Annotated in this window: 17 protein-coding genes and 1 riboswitch; of the genes, 11 read left to right on the top strand and 6 right to left on the bottom strand. The window is 67.7% G+C overall.

Annotated features, from left to right (window positions below; genetic code table 11):
- Positions 1-35 precede the first annotated feature (35 nt).
- Positions 36-1,226: a patatin-like phospholipase family protein gene (locus tag RTK35_RS15290; protein ID WP_142015613.1), complete on the top strand. Its 1,191-nt coding sequence runs from the start codon at positions 36-38 to the stop codon at positions 1,224-1,226.
- Between the two features lie 155 nt (positions 1,227-1,381).
- Here the strand turns inward: RTK35_RS15290 and RTK35_RS15285 are convergent, their stop codons facing one another.
- The 4 genes from RTK35_RS15285 to RTK35_RS15270 form a co-directional block, all read right to left on the bottom strand.
- A complete protein-coding gene (locus RTK35_RS15285; RefSeq protein WP_316908365.1) occupies positions 1,382-2,233 on the bottom strand; it encodes a pirin family protein in 852 nt (283 codons plus the stop codon).
- 141 nt (positions 2,234-2,374) lie between these two features.
- The gene (locus RTK35_RS15280; RefSeq protein ID WP_410478672.1) at positions 2,375-3,154 is read right to left on the bottom strand and encodes a VacJ family lipoprotein; all 780 of its coding nucleotides are present in this window, start codon (positions 3,152-3,154) and stop codon (positions 2,375-2,377) included.
- Positions 3,147-4,445: a serine/threonine protein kinase gene (locus tag RTK35_RS15275; protein ID WP_044412521.1), complete on the bottom strand. Its 1,299-nt coding sequence runs from the start codon at positions 4,443-4,445 to the stop codon at positions 3,147-3,149. Before RTK35_RS15275 ends, RTK35_RS15280 begins: the two co-directional genes overlap by 8 nt.
- Positions 4,446-4,584: 139 nt before the next feature.
- Positions 4,585-5,151: a hypothetical protein gene (locus RTK35_RS15270; RefSeq protein WP_182850705.1), complete on the bottom strand. Its 567-nt coding sequence runs from the start codon at positions 5,149-5,151 to the stop codon at positions 4,585-4,587.
- A 133-nt stretch (positions 5,152-5,284) separates the two neighbouring features.
- Between RTK35_RS15270 and RTK35_RS15265 the strand changes: the two genes are divergently transcribed.
- The 3 genes from RTK35_RS15265 to RTK35_RS15255 all read left to right on the top strand — a co-directional run bounded on the left by RTK35_RS15265 (position 5,285) and on the right by RTK35_RS15255 (position 8,565).
- Positions 5,285-5,665 (top strand): hypothetical protein, encoded by a 381-nt coding sequence (locus RTK35_RS15265; protein WP_279802416.1) that lies wholly within the window; start codon positions 5,285-5,287, stop codon positions 5,663-5,665.
- Positions 5,666-5,776: 111 nt separating this feature from the next.
- The gene (pap, locus tag RTK35_RS15260) at positions 5,777-7,264 is read left to right on the top strand and encodes a polyphosphate:AMP phosphotransferase (RefSeq protein WP_142015626.1); all 1,488 of its coding nucleotides are present in this window, start codon (positions 5,777-5,779) and stop codon (positions 7,262-7,264) included.
- A gap of 116 nt (positions 7,265-7,380) precedes the next feature.
- Positions 7,381-8,565, top strand: coding sequence for a thiolase family protein (locus tag RTK35_RS15255; RefSeq protein ID WP_182850704.1), 1,185 nt, complete (start codon positions 7,381-7,383; stop codon positions 8,563-8,565).
- Between the two features lie 76 nt (positions 8,566-8,641).
- Here RTK35_RS15255 and RTK35_RS15250 read toward each other — a convergent pair whose 3' ends face one another.
- Entirely contained in the window at positions 8,642-8,848 is a 207-nt protein-coding gene (locus tag RTK35_RS15250) for a DUF6316 family protein (protein WP_074970042.1), read from the bottom strand.
- A gap of 214 nt (positions 8,849-9,062) precedes the next feature.
- On the opposite strand from RTK35_RS15250, the gene RTK35_RS15245 reads away from it, so the two are divergent.
- Positions 9,063-10,016 carry a DMT family transporter gene (locus RTK35_RS15245; RefSeq protein ID WP_316908364.1) on the top strand — a complete coding sequence of 318 codons (954 nt, stop codon included), beginning with the start codon at positions 9,063-9,065 and terminating at the stop codon, positions 10,014-10,016.
- 6 nt (positions 10,017-10,022) lie between these two features.
- Here RTK35_RS15245 and RTK35_RS15240 read toward each other — a convergent pair whose 3' ends face one another.
- Complete coding sequence (locus RTK35_RS15240; RefSeq protein ID WP_160480049.1) at positions 10,023-10,874, bottom strand: HDOD domain-containing protein; 852 nt, start codon at positions 10,872-10,874, stop codon at positions 10,023-10,025.
- A 121-nt stretch (positions 10,875-10,995) separates the two neighbouring features.
- On the opposite strand from RTK35_RS15240, the gene ung reads away from it, so the two are divergent.
- From ung to btuB, 6 genes are all read left to right on the top strand, one after another.
- Entirely contained in the window at positions 10,996-11,691 is a 696-nt protein-coding gene (gene ung / locus RTK35_RS15235; RefSeq protein ID WP_044412501.1) for a uracil-DNA glycosylase, read from the top strand.
- A 157-nt stretch (positions 11,692-11,848) separates the two neighbouring features.
- Entirely contained in the window at positions 11,849-12,454 is a 606-nt protein-coding gene (locus tag RTK35_RS15230) for an outer membrane protein (RefSeq protein WP_074970048.1), read from the top strand.
- 53 nt (positions 12,455-12,507) lie between these two features.
- Entirely contained in the window at positions 12,508-13,185 is a 678-nt protein-coding gene (locus RTK35_RS15225) for a response regulator (protein ID WP_069559719.1), read from the top strand.
- Complete coding sequence (locus RTK35_RS15220; protein WP_316908363.1) at positions 13,182-14,546, top strand: ATP-binding protein; 1,365 nt, start codon at positions 13,182-13,184, stop codon at positions 14,544-14,546. Before RTK35_RS15225 ends, RTK35_RS15220 begins: the two co-directional genes overlap by 4 nt.
- 109 nt (positions 14,547-14,655) lie before the next feature.
- A complete protein-coding gene (locus RTK35_RS15215) occupies positions 14,656-15,069 on the top strand; it encodes a VOC family protein (protein ID WP_044412490.1) in 414 nt (137 codons plus the stop codon).
- A gap of 55 nt (positions 15,070-15,124) precedes the next feature.
- Positions 15,125-15,339: riboswitch (cobalamin riboswitch) on the top strand.
- A 90-nt stretch (positions 15,340-15,429) separates the two neighbouring features.
- Complete coding sequence (gene btuB / locus RTK35_RS15210; RefSeq protein WP_316908531.1) at positions 15,430-17,262, top strand: TonB-dependent vitamin B12 receptor; 1,833 nt, start codon at positions 15,430-15,432, stop codon at positions 17,260-17,262.
- Positions 17,263-17,302 lie beyond the last annotated feature (40 nt).

Below are 17,302 nucleotides of genomic sequence, written 5' to 3'. Positions count from 1 at the left end.
GGCCTACACTTGCGAGAAAAACAGCGGACGCCGCCATGACTTCGACCCCCGCCGCCACACCCGTCACAGGCCTGATCCTTTCCGGGGGTGGCGCCCGGGCGGCCTACCAGGTGGGGGTGCTGGCCGCCATCGCCGACCTGCTGCCGGATTCGGCGTGCAACCCCTTCCCGGTGATCGTCGGCACCTCCGCCGGCGCCATCAATGCCGTGGGCCTGGCCTGCGGTGCCCTGCACTTCAGCGAGGCGATCCGTCGCCTGACCGCCGTCTGGCAGGGCTTCGAGACACACCAGGTGTACCGCAGCGACTGGCCCGGGGTGATGCGCCAGAGCCTGCGCTTCCTCGGCCACAGCCTGCTGGGCATGAACCGTCACTCGCCGGTGGCGCTGCTGGACAACGCGCCGCTGCGCACCCTGCTGGAGCGCGAGCTGGATTTCTCCGGCATCGCCGCCGCCATCCGCATGCGCCAGCTGCGTGCCGTGGCGGTGACCGCCTTCGGCTACGAGACCGGCCAGGCCGTGACCTTCTATCAAGGCCGCGCCACCATCGATCCCTGGTTCCGCCACCGCCGTGGCGGTGTGCCGACCCGGCTGAGCGTCGAGCACCTGATGGCCAGCGCCGCGATCCCGCTGATCTTCCCGCCGGTCAGGCTGCACCGCGAGTACTACGGCGATGGCGCGGTTCGCCAGTCGGCGCCCATCAGCCCGGCGCTGCACCTGGGCGCCAGCCGGGTGCTGGTGGTGGGGGTGAGCGGCAACCCCAGGGAGGACGCCCGTGACAACGGCATGGCCCGCCTCGGCACCGGCAACCCGCCGAGCCTCGCGCAGATCGGCGGGCACATGCTCAACAGCACCTTCATCGACAACCTGGAAAGCGACATCGAGCTGCTGGAGCGCATCAACCAGCTCAGCCGGCTGATCCCCGACGAGGCTCACCGGCGCAGCCTGGGGATGAAGCCGGTGGAGGTGCTGGTGGTGTCGCCCAGCCGGCCGCTGGATGAAATCGCCGCGCGCCATCGGCGCGAGCTGCCCCGTGCCATCCGCACCTTCCTGCGCGGACCGGGCGCCACCAAGGCCAGTGGTGCCGGGGTGATCAGCTACCTGCTGTTCGAGGCTGGCTACTGCAACGAGCTGATCGAGCTGGGCTACCAGGACGCGATGGCGCAGAAGCTGGAGCTGCAGGCGTTCCTTGGCCTGGTCGAGGACGCCACGCTGCCCGAACCGGCCTAGGCGTCGCACGAAAAGTGCCTGCGCTCGGTGATGCTGCGTTGAAAACCCCCTCGTGCGCGAGTCCGATCAGAATGCTCATTTACAGCACGTAAACTGCGCTTCTTCGGGCGTTTTCGCCTTGCCTGACCGTCGCTCGACGACTTTTCGTACAGGGCCTAGTAGCCGGCCAGGCGGCCGTCGCGGTAGTCGCGCAGCGCCTGTTCGATCTCCTCCCGGCTGTTCATCACGAAGGGCCCGTACTGCACGATGGGCTCGCCCAGCGGGCGGCCCGCCAGCAGCAGCACCTTGGCACCCTCGCTGCTCGCTAGCTCGACTGCACCCTGTTCCGAAAGACGCGCCAGGCGCCCCTTGCCGACTGGGTTGCCGTTCACATGCAGCGCACCTTCGTACACGTACAGCAGTACCCGCAGGCCATCGGCCAGGCGCGGCGCCACCCGGCTGCCGGCGGGCAGGTGGAGGTCGAAGAGGTGGGGTTCGGTGTGCGGGCGCTGCACCGCACCGTCCTGTTGCACCTGGCCATCGTCGAAGCGACCGGCGATCACCCGTGCCTCGACCCCACCGGCCGTGCGCAGGTGCGGAATCTCGGTTGTGGCGAAGTCGCGGTAGCCGGGGTCGCCGAGCTTGTCCCTGGCCGGCAGGTTGAGCCAGATCTGGAAGCCGCGCATGACGCCCTCCTGCTGCTCCGGCATCTCGCTGTGGATGATGCCGCGCGCGGCCGTCATCCACTGCACGCCGCCGTTCTCCAGCAGGCCGACGTTGCCCAGGTGGTCCTCGTGGCGCATGCGCCCTTCGAGCATGTAGGTGATGGTCTCGAAGCCCCGGTGCGGGTGGGCGGGGAAGCCGGCGACGTAGTCGTCCGGGTTGGCCGAGCCGAACTCGTCGAGCATCAGGAAGGGGTCGAAGCGCGGGATGCCCTGCTCGGCGAAGACGCGGATCAGGTTGACCCCGGCGCCGTCGGAAGCGGGCTGGCCGGGGCGTTGCTCAAGAAGCTGGCGATAGGTGCTCATGGGAGCCTCCCTGGATGACGGACCGGGCGATCCTAATCCAGGGAATTGAATGAATGGTGCGTGATTTTGCGTGGTTTCAATCGAAGTGCTGGATGAGTGGCCGATGAGGTCCCCACCCGGCTCCCGGGCGGGGAGGGCGCATCACTCGGCGATCTGCAGCTTGCGCGACTCGGTGTAGACGTAGCGGATCTTCTCGTACTCGAACGGCGAGTTGAGCTGGCCGTAGCGGAAGCTGGTGGTGTAGCGCTTGTCGACGATGCGCAGCGCGGTGATTTCCGGGTGGTCGCTGCTCACCTCCGCCACGTTGAGGAAGTTGATCTGGTTTTCTGCGGCGAAATCCACCACCAGGCCGGTGGTGTCGCGCAGGTTCGACGGCCCCAGCAGCGGCAGCATCAGGTAGGGGCCGGCGCCGACGCCGTAGAAGCCCAGGGTCTGGCCGAAGTCCTCGCTCTGCTTGGGCAGGCCCATCAGGGTGGCCGGGTCCCACAGGCCGACCACACCGATGGTGGTGTTGATCAGCAGGCGCCCGGTGACCTCCATGGAGCGCTGGCCCTTGAACTGCAGCAGGCTGTTGACCAGGTTGGGCACGTCGCCGAGGTTGCTGAAGAAGTTGCTCACGCCGCTGCGCACGAAGCGCGGCGTGACGTAGGTGTAGCCACGCACCACGGGCAGGAACACCCACTGATCGAAGCGGTAGTTGAAGTGGTAGACGCGGCGGTTCCAGGACTCCAGCGGGTCGTAGACCTCCAGGGCATCGAAGGTCGAGCGCTCGAATTCGCGCTGGTCCAGGCCGGGGTTGAACGTCAGCTGGCGCAGCGGCTGGGTGAAGCCGTCCGGGTCGGCAACGGGTTTGGCCGGGGTGTCGGCGAATGCCGGCAGGCTGGCCAGCAGCAGGGCGGGCAGGAGTGCGTACTTAGCCACGGAAGAACTCCAGCATGGCGTCGCTGTTGACGCGGTAGTTGAGGTTGCCGCAGTGCCCGCCATGGGGGTAGACGGTCAGGCGGTCGCCGAAGGTGCGGCGCAGGAAGCCCAGGTCACCGGTGCCGAGGATCACGTCGTCGGCGTTGTGCATCACCGCGATCTTGCTGCTGCTTTTGAGGTAGTCCTCCAGGGCGTAGAGGCTCACCTGGTCGATCAGCTGGGTGAGGCTGCCGCCGTCGAAGCGCGCGCGCCAGAAGGGGATCAGTTGCTCGGTGATGTAGCAGTCGAAGTCACACAGCAGTGCGCCCTTGAAGTAGGGCGTCAGGCTCGTGCCTTCGGTGATGGGCATCTTCACCGGGGTGATCAGCCCGCGGCGGTTGATCAGGTCCGAAGTGAAGGCGATGTCCGAGGCGGAGAAGCGGAACGAGGTACCGATCAGCATCGCCATCTGTTCGTTGGAGAGCTTCTGCTTGGACTGCTGGAAGTCGTAGAGCATCGCGTCGTTGATGTCGACGTAGCCGCGCTGCTGGAAGTAGCGGGTCAGTTTGCCCAGCACCACTTCATAGAAGTTGGTGTTGGTGTCGATGCCCTTCACCCGGGTCTGCACCAGGCGGTCCAGGTTGCTGATGGAGGTGTAGAGGTTCACCGGCGGGTTGAGCAGCAACACGCGCTTGAAGTTGAAGCTGCGCCGGGTCTCGTCCAGGTGGCTGACGAAGGCCGCCTCCAGGGCGCCCAGGCTGTAGCCGGTGAGGTAGAAGTCGGTGACCGGCAGGCGCGGGTGCTGTGCGCGCACGGCCTGCATCACCCGGTACAGGTCGTCGGCGTCCTCGGTGGACAGGCCGGGGGTGGCGAAGCGCGAGGCGGCGGCCATGAAGTCGTAGCTGCTCGGCGAGGACAGCTGCACCACGTGGAAGCCGGCGCCGTAGAACAGCTTCTTCAGGTACTCGGCCAGTGTGCTGGAGTAGTGCGCACCGGTGCCGGCGATGATGAATACCAGCGGCGCCGCGTGGTCCTGCTTGGCCAGGCGGTAGCCCAGGGTGCGCACCGGCCAGAAGTTGTCCGGCAGCTGGAACTCCCGCTCGGGGCGCAGCTTCAGCGAGTAGTCGGCCTGGTCGATGTCCTCGTCGTCCGGCAGCTCGGGGCGCAGCTCGGGCGGCGTGGTGGCGATGGTCGCCTCGAACGGGTTGGTCAGCGGGTAGCCGTAGCTGGCCGCGTCGATGTCGGCCGCCCACAGCGGGGCACAGAAAAGCAGGCCGCCAAGCAGGGCGGCGATACGGCGGGTCAGGGCCATGTGGGTCGTTCTCGTGGCTGGAGCGTGAGGGCCGAGTGAAGTACGCAGGCTATGACAAGCGCAACCGCAGCAAAGTGCCGCAGTGAGTGGCAATCTGCCTGCCCCCGGCCAGGCTGGCAAGAACAAAGCCGTGGGCGGCTCAGTCCAGGCGCTCGATGCGCTCCAGCCAGACCAGTTCGCAGGCACCGTTGCCGGTGTCCTCGCGGGTCAGCGAGCTGACCCAGGTGAAGCCGTCGTCGCCGTCCACCCTCACCAGTTGCCCGCTGATGCGGATGCGCTGGCCGGGCGCCACGTCCGCCAGGTCCCGGGCCACCTGCGCCGTGGCCGGGATCATGTGCATGTTGGCGCTGTGGGTCTCGATCTCCCGCCGGGGAATGGGGAAGCGCTCGGTGGACCAGTGGTACCAGCGGTTGCCCTGGGTGATGCGGATCTGCGCCAGCACCGACGGATCGGCCATAGGCCCCCAGCCCAGGGCCAGGTCGGTGGGGGAGAGGCGGGCGCCGGCGTCGAAGCGGTAGTCCTCGCGGCCGAGGATGCGCGCCTCCAGTTGGAAGGGCTGCAGCGGGGTGATGCGGTCCTTGCCCACGCGCAGCTCCCCGGAGGCGATGCTGGCCGGCGGTGCGTGCGGAGTGGGGCGGGCCATGGTGTAGAGCATCCAGGCCAGGGCCAGCGCCGCGCAGAGGTAGACGAAGCGGGACAGGTTCATGGGGCGCAGTGTAGTGGCTGCAGGGCAAGGCGGAACCCGGCGCCTGGCCCCTCGTCACAATTGTGCGAAGCACCTTGCATAAGGCTTGCGGCGGTTTATCCTTGGCGCCGCTTTTCATCCACCGGAGAGAACCATGTCCCGCCGTTTCCCCCTCATTGCCCTGCTGGTGCTGTTCGCCCTCTGGTTGGCCGGCAGCTACGGGTTGCGCTATGCGCTGATGGAGGATGCCCAGTGGGTCGGGCTCTGCGTGGAAGACGCCCAGCGCTGGGAATGCCAGCTGCGTGCCGGCCTGGGCCTGCTGATCCACCACCGGGTGATCGCCCTGGGTGCCCTGGGCCTGGCACTGGTGGCCTTCTTCCTGCCCGGCCGCGCCGGCTGGCGCCTGGGTGTGCTGGGCATGCTGGTGGCGCTGCCGGCCATGGTGCTGTACAGCGCCAGCATCGGCGTGTTCGCCGTGGTGATCGCGGCCCTGCGGCTGGTACGTCGCCCGGGGGCAACGCCCGCTACGGTCTGATGGCCCATGTCACTGGAAAGGGATGCCGAGGCATCCCTTTTTTATTGACGCTGTTCTGTACGCACTCACGCCGGCTCCGCTATTTTTTCCCGATCAACCAGGGAGAGACGCATGTTCGAATCTGCGGAAATCGGCCATTCCATCGACAAGGACACCTACGAGAAAGGTGTGCTGGAGCTTCGCGAGGCGCTGCTGGAGGCGCAGTTCGAGCTGAAGCAGCAGGCACGCTTCCCGGTGGTCATCCTGATCAACGGCATCGAGGGGGCCGGCAAGGGCGAGACGGTCAAGCTGCTCAACGAGTGGATGGACCCGCGCCTGATCCATGTCGAGAGCTTCCTCACCCCCACCGACGAGGAGCTGGCGCGGCCGCCGCAGTGGCGCTTCTGGCGCAAGCTGCCGCCCAAGGGGCAGATCGGCATCTTCTTCGGCAACTGGTACAGCCAGATGCTCCACGCCCGGGTGGAGGGCGACATCAAGGACGCCCGCTTCGACCAGGCCATCGACGGTGCCGAGCGCTTCGAGCGGATGCTCTGCGACGAGGGCGCGTTGATCTTCAAGTTCTGGTTCCACCTGTCCAAGAAGCAGCTCAAGCAGCGCCTCAAGACCCTGGAAAGCGACCCCCAGCGCAGCTGGCAGCTCAACCCGCTGGACTGGAAGCAGAGCGAGACCTACGACCGCTTCGTGCGCTTCGGCGAACGCATGTTGCGCCGCACCAGCCGCGACTATGCGCCCTGGTACGTGATCGAGGGCATCGACGAGCACTACCGCAGCCTCAGCGTCGGCCGCATCCTGCTGGAGGGCCTGCAGGCGGCGCTCAAGCGCAAGGACCGCCAGCAACCGCAACCCCATGCCGCACCGTTGACTTCCAGCCTGGACAACCGCAGCCTGCTGGATGCCCTCGACCTCGGCCTGTCCCTGGACAAGGACGAATACCGCGAACAACTGGCCGCCGAGCAGGCGCGCCTGGCCAAGCTGATGTGGGACAAGCGCTTCCGCAGCCATGCGCTGATGGCGGTGTTCGAGGGCAACGACGCCGCTGGCAAGGGTGGGGCGATCCGCCGCGTCACCGGCGCCCTCGACCCGCGCCAGTACCGCACCGTACCCATTGCCGCCCCCACCGAGGAGGAGCGCGCGCAGCCCTACCTGTGGCGTTTCTGGCGGCACGTGCCGCCACGCCGGCAGTTCACCATCTTCGACCGCTCCTGGTACGGCCGGGTGCTGGTGGAGCGGGTCGAAGGGTTCTGCAGCCAGGCCGACTGGCTGCGGGCCTACAGCGAGATCAACGACTTCGAGGAGCAATTGCACGACCACGGCATCGTGGTGGTGAAGTTCTGGTTGTCCATCGACAAGGACGAGCAGATGAAGCGCTTCAAGGAGCGCGAGCAGACCTCGTTCAAGCGCTACAAGATCACCGAGGAAGACTGGCGCAACCGTGACAAGTGGGACCAGTACGTCAGCGCGGTGGGCGACATGGTGGACCGCACCAGCACCGAGATCGCGCCCTGGACCCTGGTGGAGGCCAACGACAAGCGCTATGCCCGGGTGAAGGTCCTGCGCACCATCAATGACGCCCTGGAGGCCGCCTTCCGCAAGTCCTGAACCATGGGCGCGCATACGCCGGGTGAATGATCGTCGCGGGCGAGGATAGTCGGCATCTATCCTCGCCCCATCGTCAATGGACACCCGTCCTCCAACCGACAAGAAAGAGGTGCCTCATGCGTGAAGTGGTGATAGTCGACAGCGTCCGGACCGGCCTGGCCAAGTCCTTCCGCGGCAAGTTCAACATGACCCGGCCCGACGACATGGCCGCCCACTGCGTGAACGCGCTGCTGGCACGCAACGACCTGGACCCGGCGCTGGTGGACGACTGCGTGGTCGGGGCCGGCTCCAACGAGGGCGCTCAGGGCCACAACATCGGCCGTAACGTGGCCGTGCTGTCCGGCCTGGGCATCGGCGTCGCCGGCATGACCCTGAACCGCTACTGCTCCTCCGGCCTGCAGGCCATCGCCATCGCCGCCAACCAGATCGCCTCCGGCTGCAGCGACGTGATGGTGGCTGGCGGCGTGGAGTCCATCACCCTGACGCTGAAGAGCATCAACCAGGACAACTTCGTCAACCCGCGCCTGAAGCTGGAACACCCCGGCATCTACTACCCCATGGGCCAGACCGCCGAGATCGTCGCGCGCCGCTACAACGTCAGCCGCGAGGTCCAGGACCTCTATGCCCTGCAGAGCCAGCAGCGCACCGCCCGCGCCCAGGCCGACGGCCTGTTCGCCGACGAGATCGTGCCGATGAACGTCAAGTACGTGGTGGAGGACAAGGCCACCGGCGAGAAGCAGATTCTCGACGGCGTGGTCGACCGCGACGACTGCAACCGCGCCGACACCACCCTGGAGGGCCTGAACAGCCTCAAGCCGGTGTTCTCCGAAGACGGCAGCGTCACCGCCGGCAACTCCTCCCAGCTCTCCGACGGCGCCTCCATGACCCTGCTGATGAGCCTGGACAAGGCCATCGAGCTGGGCCTCAAGCCTCGTGCCTTCTTCCGTGGCTTCACCGTGGCCGGTTGCGAGCCGGACGAAATGGGCATCGGCCCGGTGTTCTCGGTGCCCAAGCTGCTCAAGGCCCGTGGCCTGAGCGTCGACGACATCGACCTGTGGGAACTGAACGAGGCCTTCGCCTCCCAGTGCGTCTATGCCCGTGATCGCCTGGGCATCGACAACGAGAAGTACAACGTCAACGGCGGCTCCATCTCCATCGGCCACCCCTTCGGCATGACCGGCTCGCGCCAGGTCGGCCACCTGGTGCGCGAGCTGCAGCGTCGCGGCAAGCGCTACGGCATCGTCACCATGTGCGTGGGCGGCGGCATGGGCGCCACCGGGCTGTTCGAAGCGGTCCGCTGAGTTCCGGCGGCCCATATGCGCGAAACCCGCTGGAGGGAACTCCAGCGGGTTTCGTCGTTTCAGGGCGGCAGGTTCGTCAGGCGCGGCTGGCAACGATCTCCTTGGCCTGGACCATGCGGCGGATGTAGGAGGTGATTTCCCGCTCGGCATCGGCCCGGGTGAAGTAGGGGCCTTCCAGGGTGCCTTCGCGGGTGGCGAAGAAGTACTGGCCGTTCACCGAGCTGATCCGGTCGCTGCGGTAGTGGGTGCCGGGACCGGCGTCTTCAGTGCGTTGGCCGTACATGCGGGCTCTCCGAAAGCGGCGTACAGATGCCTGGAGTCTAATGCGTCGCCGCTGCGCTGCACGGGCCGGCGATGGACGGTTGTGATCACAGGTGCGGGTGGTCGACCGGTACAGTTGGCCGGCAGCCTGGCGGGCGGGTGTAGCTGTCCTGCCGGCCGGGCCCACCCTAGAATGGCGCACCCGCCGTCCTGCGGGCCCTGCCCTGAGGTTTCCCATGCATGTTTCATCCGGCCGCTGGTTTCTCGGCCTGGTTCTCGCCCTCGTCACTGCGGTGCTCTGGGGCATCCTGCCCATCAAGCTGAAGGAAGTGCTGAAGGTGATGGACCCGGTCACCGTGACCTGGTACCGCCTGGTGGTTTCCGGCTCCCTGCTGTTCCTCTACCTGGCGGCCACGCGGCGCCTGCCGACGTTCCGACCGCTGGGGCGCAAGGGCGGCTGGCTGGTGGCGCTGGCCATCGCCGGCCTGCTGGGCAACTACGTGCTCTACCTGATGGGCCTGCGCATGCTGACGCCGGGCACCACGCAGCTGGTGATCCAGGTGGCGCCGATCCTGCTGTTGCTGGGCAGCCTGTTCGTCTTCAAGGAGCGCTTCAGCCTCGGCCAGGCCCTGGGCCTGCTGGTGCTGGTGAGCGGGTTCGGGCTGTTCTTCAACCAGCGCCTGGGGGAGTTGTTCACCTCCCTGGGCAGCTACACCACCGGTGTGCTGATCGTCCTCGGCGCGGCCTTCGTCTGGACCTTCTACGGGCTGGCGCAGAAGCAGCTGCTGACGGTGTGGAATTCCATGCAGGTGATGATGGTGATCTACCTCGGCTGCGCCCTGCTGCTGACCCCCTGGGTCTCGCCGCTGGAGGCGCTGCAACTGAGCCCGCTGCAGGGCTGGCTGCTGCTGGCCTGCTGCCTGAACACCCTGGTGGCCTACGGCGCCTTCGCCGAGGCCCTGGCCCATTGGGAGGCCTCCCGGGTCAGCGCGACGCTGGCCATCACCCCGCTGGTGACCTTCGCCTCGGTGGCGGTCGCTGCCAGCCTGTGGCCGGACCACGTCCACCCCGAGCAGATCAACGGCCTGGCCTACGGCGGAGCCGTGCTGGTGGTGCTGGGCTCGGCGCTGACCGCCCTGGCACCCTCACTGGTGCGCAGCTGGAAGGCCCGCCGCCAGCGGGCCGGGTGATACCACTCAGGCGTGGCCCTTGCCGCCCAGCAGCTTGAACCAGAAGGCCACGCCATTGGCCAGTTCGGTGCGCAGGGTGGCAGCGTCCAGCTGGTCTGCGCGCTCGCCGAGCACCCGTCGCCAGGCCGGTAGCTGGGGCAGGCTTTCGTCGTCCGGCTCGCTGGCGCAGAGGCGGCTGGCCACCTGCACCAGGTCGGCCAGGTCGGCCCGCTCGCCGTGCTGGCGATCCCAGTGGGTGCGATGGCGCGCGCAGTCCACCAGCACCGGAGGCAGCTTCCAGGCGGTCAGCACCACCACGCCGATGTCTGCCGAGAGCTGCTCGCACAGCTGCTCCAGCACGGCTTCCTCGCGGGGGATCTCGGGCCACTGGTCGGCCTCGTCCAGCAGCGGCAGGCTGCCGATGTCCTGCACCAGGCCGGCGAGCATGGCGTCTTCCAGGGAGAGGCGGGTGTAGTCCTGGGCCAGGCAGGCGCAGTAGGCGGCGCAGAGCAGGGCGGTGTTCCAGCGATGGCGGAAGACCTTCTGCAGCACCGGGTCCTGGGTGGTCAGCAGGTTCTGCAGGGTGAAGCTGAGCACCAGGTTGTTCAGGCGCTGCATGCCCAGGCGGGCGATCACCTCCTGCAGGTTCACCCCCGGCCGCAGGTTGCGCAGCAGCGGGGTGGCGGCGAACTGCATCAGGTAGGCCGCCAGCGGCGGGTTGCTGTGCAGCAGGCGCGTCACCTGCTCCAGGGAGGCGTGCTCGGACGAGAGCAGCTTGCGCAGCTGCATCGAGGTCTCCGGCATCTGCGGGACCTTGGCCTCGCCCTTCATGAAGTGGCTGAGCAGCGAGAACTTGAGGCGGTCGTAGCGGTTATCCATGGGGTGTGTCCTTCCTCCCTCCTCGATTGACAAGAGTAGAGGGCATTTCTTAGGGTGCCCGACCACTGGACGGCCGGCCGGCCGTGCTCATGCGCCACGGGCGCCGCAGACGGGATGCACCATGACTGAAAGCGATCGGATCAAGCTCGAGGCAGGCTGGAAAGAAGCCCTGCGCGACGAATTCGACAAACCTTACATGAAAGCGCTGGGAAATTTCCTACGCACTGAGAAGGCTGCCGGAAAAGAGATCTACCCGCCGGGACCGATGATCTTCAACGCCCTCAACTCCACGCCGCTGGACCAGGTGAAGGTGGTGATCATCGGCCAGGACCCATACCACGGCCCGGGCCAGGCCCACGGCCTGTGCTTCTCGGTGCAGCCGGGGGTAGCCATCCCGCCGTCGCTGCTGAACATCTACAAGGAACTCAAGCGCGACCTGAACCTCGACATGCCCAGCCACGGCTACCTGCAGAGCTGGGCCGAGCAGGGTGTGCTGCTGCTCAACACCTCCCTCACCGTCGAGCGCGGCCAGGCCGGCTCCCACGCTAACCAGGGCTGGCAGCCGTTCACCGACCGGGTGATCGAAGTGGTCAGCCAGCACCAGCCGCACCTGGTGTTCCTGCTCTGGGGCGCCCATGCCCAGAGCAAGCAGCGGCTGATCGATACCCAGAAGCACCTCGCCCTGCGCTCGCCGCACCCCTCGCCGCTGTCGGCCCACCGGGGCTTCCTCGGCAACGGGCACTTCAGCCGCTGCAACAAGTTCCTCGAACAGCACGGGCTGGCCCCCATCGATTGGCGCGTCCCGCCGCTGGACTGAGTCGCCGCAAGGGCCGCAACCCCGCCCCGGGCCTGATTTCCTGATCGACCGGCTGTTCAGCCGAGGTTCAGAGAGGGTTCAGGGGCGGTTCAGTGACCCGCCTGCATCATGGCTCCCGAGTTCGACACCTACATACGTCAACAGGGAGAACCCCCTCATGAAGAAGATCCTCACCCCCCTCGCGCTGGCCACCACCCTGGGCTTCACCGCACTGTCCGCCCAGGCCGCCGAGCCGTTCGTGGGCCTGACCTGGGGCCAGACCAACAACAACATCCAGAACTCCTCGGCGCTGAACGCCAACATGGACCACCCGAGCCTGGACAAGGTCATCCACAAGACCGGTACCTGGGGCATCCGCGCCGGCCAGGCCGATGACAAGGGCCGCTACTACGCGACCTACGAGAACTTCTCCGACACCCACAGCGGCAACAAGCTGCGCCAGCAGAACCTGCTCGGCAGCTACGACCTGTTCCTCCCTCTGGGTGACAACAACACCAAGCTGTTCGGCGGTGCCACCCTGGGCCTGGTCAAGCTCGAGCAGGACGGTTCCGGCCTGCGTCGCGACAGCGACATCGGCTACGCCGCCGGCCTGCAGGCCGGTATCCTCCAGGAGCTGAACAAGAACACCTCCATCGAGGCCGGCTATCGTTACCTGCGTACCAACGCCAGCACCGAAGTCGCGCCCCACGGCGGTCCCAAGCTGGGCTCCCTGGACCTGCACAGCAGCTCCCAGGCCTACGTTGGCGCCACCTACAAGTTCTGACCCGCTGCACCCACGGGCCGGGCACCTGCCCGGCCCTCTTCATGGAGACGCTGATGAAACTGCTGGTCGTGGAAGATGAGGCGCTGCTGCGCCACCACCTCTACACCCGCCTGGGCGAGCAGGGCCACGTGGTGGACGCTGTCGCCGATGCCGAGGAGGCGCTGTACCGCGCCGAGGAGTATCACCACGACCTGGCCGTGGTGGACCTGGGCCTGCCCGGCATGAGCGGGCTCGACCTGATCCGCCAGCTGCGCAGCCGCGACAAGACCTTTCCCATCCTCATCCTCACCGCCCGCGGCAACTGGCAGGACAAGGTGGAAGGCCTGGCCGCCGGCGCCGACGACTACGTGGTCAAGCCGTTCCAGTTCGAAGAGCTGGAGGCCCGCCTCAATGCCCTGCTGCGGCGTTCGTCCGGCTTCGTCCAGTCCACCATCGAGGCCGGGCCGCTGGTGCTCGACCTGAACCGCAAGCAGGCACTGATGAACGGCGAGTCCCTCGGGCTCACCGCCTTCGAATACCGCATCCTCGAATACCTCATGCGCCACCACCAGCAGGTGGTCGCCAAGGAGCGGTTGATGGAGCAGCTCTACCCGGACGACGACGAGCGCGACCCCAACGTCATCGAAGTGCTGGTCGGCCGGTTGCGGCGCAAGCTCGAAGGCGACAACGGCTTCCGTCCCATCGACACGGTGCGCGGCCAGGGCTACCTGTTCACCGAGCGCTGCCGATGAGGCGACACCCCCTGGCGGGGTTCTCCCTGCGCCTGCGGTTGATGCTCGGCGCCGCCGGCCTGGCGGTGCTGTTCATGCTGGCGTTGCTGCCGGTGCTCAGCAAAGCCTTCGATAACGCCATGGAGCAGGCCATCGAGAAGCGCCTCGCGGCCGATGCCAGCGCGCTGATCGCCGCCGCCCGCATCGTCGACGGCAAGCTCGACATGCCCGACAAGCTCCCCGACGAGGAATTCGACAACCTCGACGCCCACCAGCTCGGTTTCATCTACGACAGCGACGGCCGCCTGATCTGGCAGTCGCGCTCCTCGCAGGATGAGAGCGTCCACTACATGCCGCGCTACGACGGGCGTGGCCACGAGTTCACCCAGATCCACGACGACCGCGGCCGGCGCTTCTTCGTCTACGACGTCGAGATCGACCTGCTGCGCGACCAGGCCGCTGCCTTCAGCATCGTCACCATGCAACCGATGAGCGACTACCAGGTGATGCACGACGGCTTCCTCCAACAGCTCTACTTCTGGCTCGGCACGGCCCTGCTGGTGCTGCTGGTGATGCTCTGGTTCGGCCTCACCTGGGGCTTTCGCAGCCTGCGCCGCCTCAGCGAGGAGCTGGACCAGGTGGAGTCCGGCACCCGCGATGCCCTGAGCGATGCCCACCCCCGCGAGCTGCTGCGCCTGACCAAGTCCCTCAACCGCCTGCTTGACAGCGAACGCCGCCAGCGCGAGCGCTACCGCCATTCCCTCGACGACCTGGCCCACAGCCTCAAGACGCCGCTCTCGGTGCTGCAGGGCGTCAGCGAGACCATCGCGACCCGCCCCGGCGACACCGAACCGGCGCGGGTGTTGCGCAACCAGATCGAACGCATGAGCCAGCAGATCGGCTACCAGCTGCAACGGGCCACCCTGCGCAAGAGCGGCCTGGTGCGACACCGGGTGCAGCTCGCCCCGCTGCTGGACACCCTCTGCGACGCCCTCGACAAGGTCTACCGCGACAAGCGGGTCAGGGTCCTGCGGGATTTCGACCCGAACCTGCAGGTGCCTGTGGAGCAGGGCGCCCTGCTGGAGATGCTCGGCAACCTGCTGGAGAACGCCTACCGGCTGTGCCTCGGCACCGTGCGGGTCAGCGCCCGGGAGCACGAGGCCAGTTGCGAGCTGGTGGTGGAGGACGACGGCCCCGGCGTACCCCCGGACCAGCGCGCGCGCATCCTCCAGCGCGGTGAGCGGGCCGACGCCCAGCACCCGGGGCAGGGCATCGGCACCGCCGTGGTGCTGGACATCGTCGAGAGCTTCGAGGGCGAACTGGCCCTGGGCGACTCGCCCCTCGGCGGCGCCGAGTTCCGCATCCGCCTGCCCCGGAACTGAGCAACGCGCCGACGCCGTTCGCCGGACGGTCATCGACAATCCGGCGGATCGGCGGAGCATGAGGGGGCCGCCACGGAGTGTGGCGGAACCCCACAGGGAGTAACCCCTCATGCGCATCAATGCCTACCTGATCTTCCCCGGCACCTGCCGGGAGGCCTTCACCTTCTATGCCGATGTACTCGGTGGCGAACTCCGGATGATGACCTTCGGCGAAACCCCGGCCGCTGCCCACGTACCCACTGATTGCCACGGGCACATCATCCACGCCTGCCTGACCCGCGACGGCCAGTCGCTGATGGCCTCCGACAGCCTGCCCGAGCAGCCCCACGCCGGCATTCGCGGCTGCTCGGTGTCGCTCAACGTCGACAGCATTGCCGAGGCCGAGCGGGTGTTCAGCGGGCTCAGTGCCGGCGGCACCGTGCAGATGCCCCTGGAGCCCACCTTCTGGGCCGTTCGCTTCGGCATGTTCGAAGACCGTTTCGGCGTGCCCTGGATGGTCAACTGCGAGAAGGACGGCGCCTGATCCCTCCCGTCCGGCGCGGCGCGGGCTCGATTGACCCTGTCCCGCCGCGCCACTAAGCTGCGCGCCTGCACCAGGTGCCCCACGGCTTTTGGCCGGTGGGGTGAAACAGGGAAGCCGGTCCATTCCATCAAGAATCCGGCGCTGCCCCCGCAACGGTAGGCGAGTCAACCACCGCATCCAGCCACTGTGCCCACGCATGGGAAGGCGCGGTCGGGGAACCCCAGGTTCCGCTCGCAAGCCCGGAGACCGGCCTGGTGCGAGCGAGCATGGCCAAGCCATGCATCCATCCCTGGAGTCGCGCGGGTGGCGCGACGGAGACCCCACATGCAGTCCCCCGTATCCCGGGCATCCGCCACATGGATGCTGCTCGGCCTCGGTGCCGTTCTGCCGGCCCATGGCGAGCCCCTCGAACTGGCGCCCCAGAGCGTCACCGCCACGCGCACCTCGCAGCCAGTGCGCGCCAGCCTGGCCGCCACCACCGTCATCGACCGCGACGCCATCGAGCGCAGCCAGGCCCGCTCGGTGCCCGAGCTGCTGCGCCAGGTGCCCGGCGTCACCCTCAGCAACAACGGCGGCCCCGGCAAGAACACCACGCTGTTCATGCGCGGCGCCGAGTCCGACCACGTGCTGGTGCTGGTGGACGGGGTGAAGATCGGCGCGGCCAGCAACGGCCTGGCCGCCTTCCAGGACCTGCCGGTGGAGCTGATCGAGCGCATCGAAGTGGTCCGTGGCCCGCGCTCCAGCCTCTACGGCTCCGAAGCCATCGGCGGAGTGATCCAGATCTTCACCCGCCAGGGCAGCGGCGACGGCACCGCCAAGCCCTGGTTCTCCGCTGGCTACGGCACCCACGACAGCTACCAGGGCAGCGCCGGCGTCAGTGGCGGCGGCGAGCAGGGCTGGTACAGCCTGGGCATGAGCAGCCAGGACAGCGACGGCATCGACGCCACCCGCGCGCGCAGCAGCTACCACGAGGGCGACGCCGACGGCTACCGCAACCTCTCCGGCAACCTGCGCGCCGGCTACCGCTTCGACAACGGCCTGGAACTGGACGGCACCCTGCTGCGGGCCAAGGCCCACACCGATCTGGACCTGGTGTCGCGGTCCAGCCCCGGCGGCGGCCGCAATGCCAACGCCGACAACGAGCAGCGTGTCATCGGCGGGCGCGCCCGTTTCAGCCCGGTGGAGCCCTGGGGCATCACCCTCCAGGCCGGGCGCAGCGAAGACCTGTCGCGCACCGAGGCCGGCGGGCAGTTCGACTCGCGCTTCGACACCCGCCGCGACACCGCCTCCTGGCTCAACGAATTCACCCTGGCCGAGGGCCACACCTTCAGCGTCGGCCATGACTGGCAGCAGGACGAAGTGGACAGCTCCACCCGCTTCGACCGCGACTCGCGCCTCAATCGGGGCACCTTCGCCCAGTACCTGGGGGAAGCCGGCCGGCATGACTGGCAGCTCGCCCTGCGCCGCGACGACAACCAGCAGTTCGGCCGCCACGACACCGGCAGCGCCGCCTGGGGCTACGCCCTCAGCGAGGCGCTGCGCTTCAGCCTCAGCTACGGCACCGCCTTCAAGGCGCCCACCTTCAACGAGCTGTACTACCCCGACTACGGCAACCCCAGGCTCAAGGCCGAGACCTCCGAAAGCCTCGAAGCGGCGCTGAGCGGCGAACACGACTGGGGGCACTGGTCGGCCAACCTGTTCCGCACCCATGTGGATGACCTCATCGTCCACGATGCCCAGGCCGGCACCGGCCCCTTCGGCGGCCCCAACAACATCGGCAAGGCGCGCATCGACGGCGCCGAGCTGAGCCTCGGCAGCCGCTGGCTCGGCTGGGACTGGAACGCCAACCTGACCCTGCTCGACAGCGTCAACCGCGCCCACGACGGCAACCACGGCAAGCAGCTGCCGCGCCGTGCCCAGCAGGTGTTCAACCTGGACCTGGACCGGCGCATCGGTGCCGTCGGCCTGGGCGCCACCCTGCACGCCGAGGGGCGGCGCTTCGACGACGTGGCCAACGACGACCGCCTGGCCGGCTTCGCCACCCTCGACCTGCGCGGCGAGTACTGGCTGAACGAGGAATGGCGCCTGCAAGCCAAGGTCAGCAACCTCTTCGCGGCCGACTACGAGACCGCCAAGGACTTCAACCAGCCCGGCCAGGCCGTCTACTTCAGCGTCCGCTACCAGGCCCTGTAACCCCTGAACATCCTTGCCGGGTGCGGCGGAAAAGCCTTCG

Origin of the sequence: Pseudomonas sp. zfem003 (genome assembly GCF_032621675.1) — a bacterium.
GTDB classification, from domain to species: domain Bacteria; phylum Pseudomonadota; class Gammaproteobacteria; order Pseudomonadales; family Pseudomonadaceae; genus Metapseudomonas; species Metapseudomonas otitidis.
This window is presented reverse-complemented; position numbering and strand designations above follow the sequence as displayed.

Bases quoted from the DNA above. Each gene is read 5' to 3' on its own strand.
- RTK35_RS15290 (WP_142015613.1), top strand. From the start codon at position 36: ATGACTTCGACCCCCGCCGCCACACCCGTCACAGGCCTGATCCTTTCC.
- RTK35_RS15285 (WP_316908365.1), bottom strand. From the start codon at position 2,233: ATGAGCACCTATCGCCAGCTTCTTGAGCAACGCCCCGGCCAGCCCGCT.
- RTK35_RS15275 (WP_044412521.1), bottom strand. From the start codon at position 4,445: ATGGCCCTGACCCGCCGTATCGCCGCCCTGCTTGGCGGCCTGCTTTTC.
- RTK35_RS15270 (WP_182850705.1), bottom strand. From the start codon at position 5,151: ATGAACCTGTCCCGCTTCGTCTACCTCTGCGCGGCGCTGGCCCTGGCC.
- RTK35_RS15265 (WP_279802416.1), top strand. From the start codon at position 5,285: ATGTCCCGCCGTTTCCCCCTCATTGCCCTGCTGGTGCTGTTCGCCCTC.
- pap (WP_142015626.1), top strand. From the start codon at position 5,777: ATGTTCGAATCTGCGGAAATCGGCCATTCCATCGACAAGGACACCTAC.
- RTK35_RS15255 (WP_182850704.1), top strand. From the start codon at position 7,381: ATGCGTGAAGTGGTGATAGTCGACAGCGTCCGGACCGGCCTGGCCAAG.
- RTK35_RS15250 (WP_074970042.1), bottom strand. From the start codon at position 8,848: ATGTACGGCCAACGCACTGAAGACGCCGGTCCCGGCACCCACTACCGC.
- RTK35_RS15245 (WP_316908364.1), top strand. From the start codon at position 9,063: ATGCATGTTTCATCCGGCCGCTGGTTTCTCGGCCTGGTTCTCGCCCTC.
- RTK35_RS15240 (WP_160480049.1), bottom strand. From the start codon at position 10,874: ATGGATAACCGCTACGACCGCCTCAAGTTCTCGCTGCTCAGCCACTTC.
- ung (WP_044412501.1), top strand. From the start codon at position 10,996: ATGACTGAAAGCGATCGGATCAAGCTCGAGGCAGGCTGGAAAGAAGCC.
- RTK35_RS15230 (WP_074970048.1), top strand. From the start codon at position 11,849: ATGAAGAAGATCCTCACCCCCCTCGCGCTGGCCACCACCCTGGGCTTC.
- RTK35_RS15225 (WP_069559719.1), top strand. From the start codon at position 12,508: ATGAAACTGCTGGTCGTGGAAGATGAGGCGCTGCTGCGCCACCACCTC.
- RTK35_RS15220 (WP_316908363.1), top strand. From the start codon at position 13,182: ATGAGGCGACACCCCCTGGCGGGGTTCTCCCTGCGCCTGCGGTTGATG.
- RTK35_RS15215 (WP_044412490.1), top strand. From the start codon at position 14,656: ATGCGCATCAATGCCTACCTGATCTTCCCCGGCACCTGCCGGGAGGCC.
- btuB (WP_316908531.1), top strand. From the start codon at position 15,430: ATGCTGCTCGGCCTCGGTGCCGTTCTGCCGGCCCATGGCGAGCCCCTC.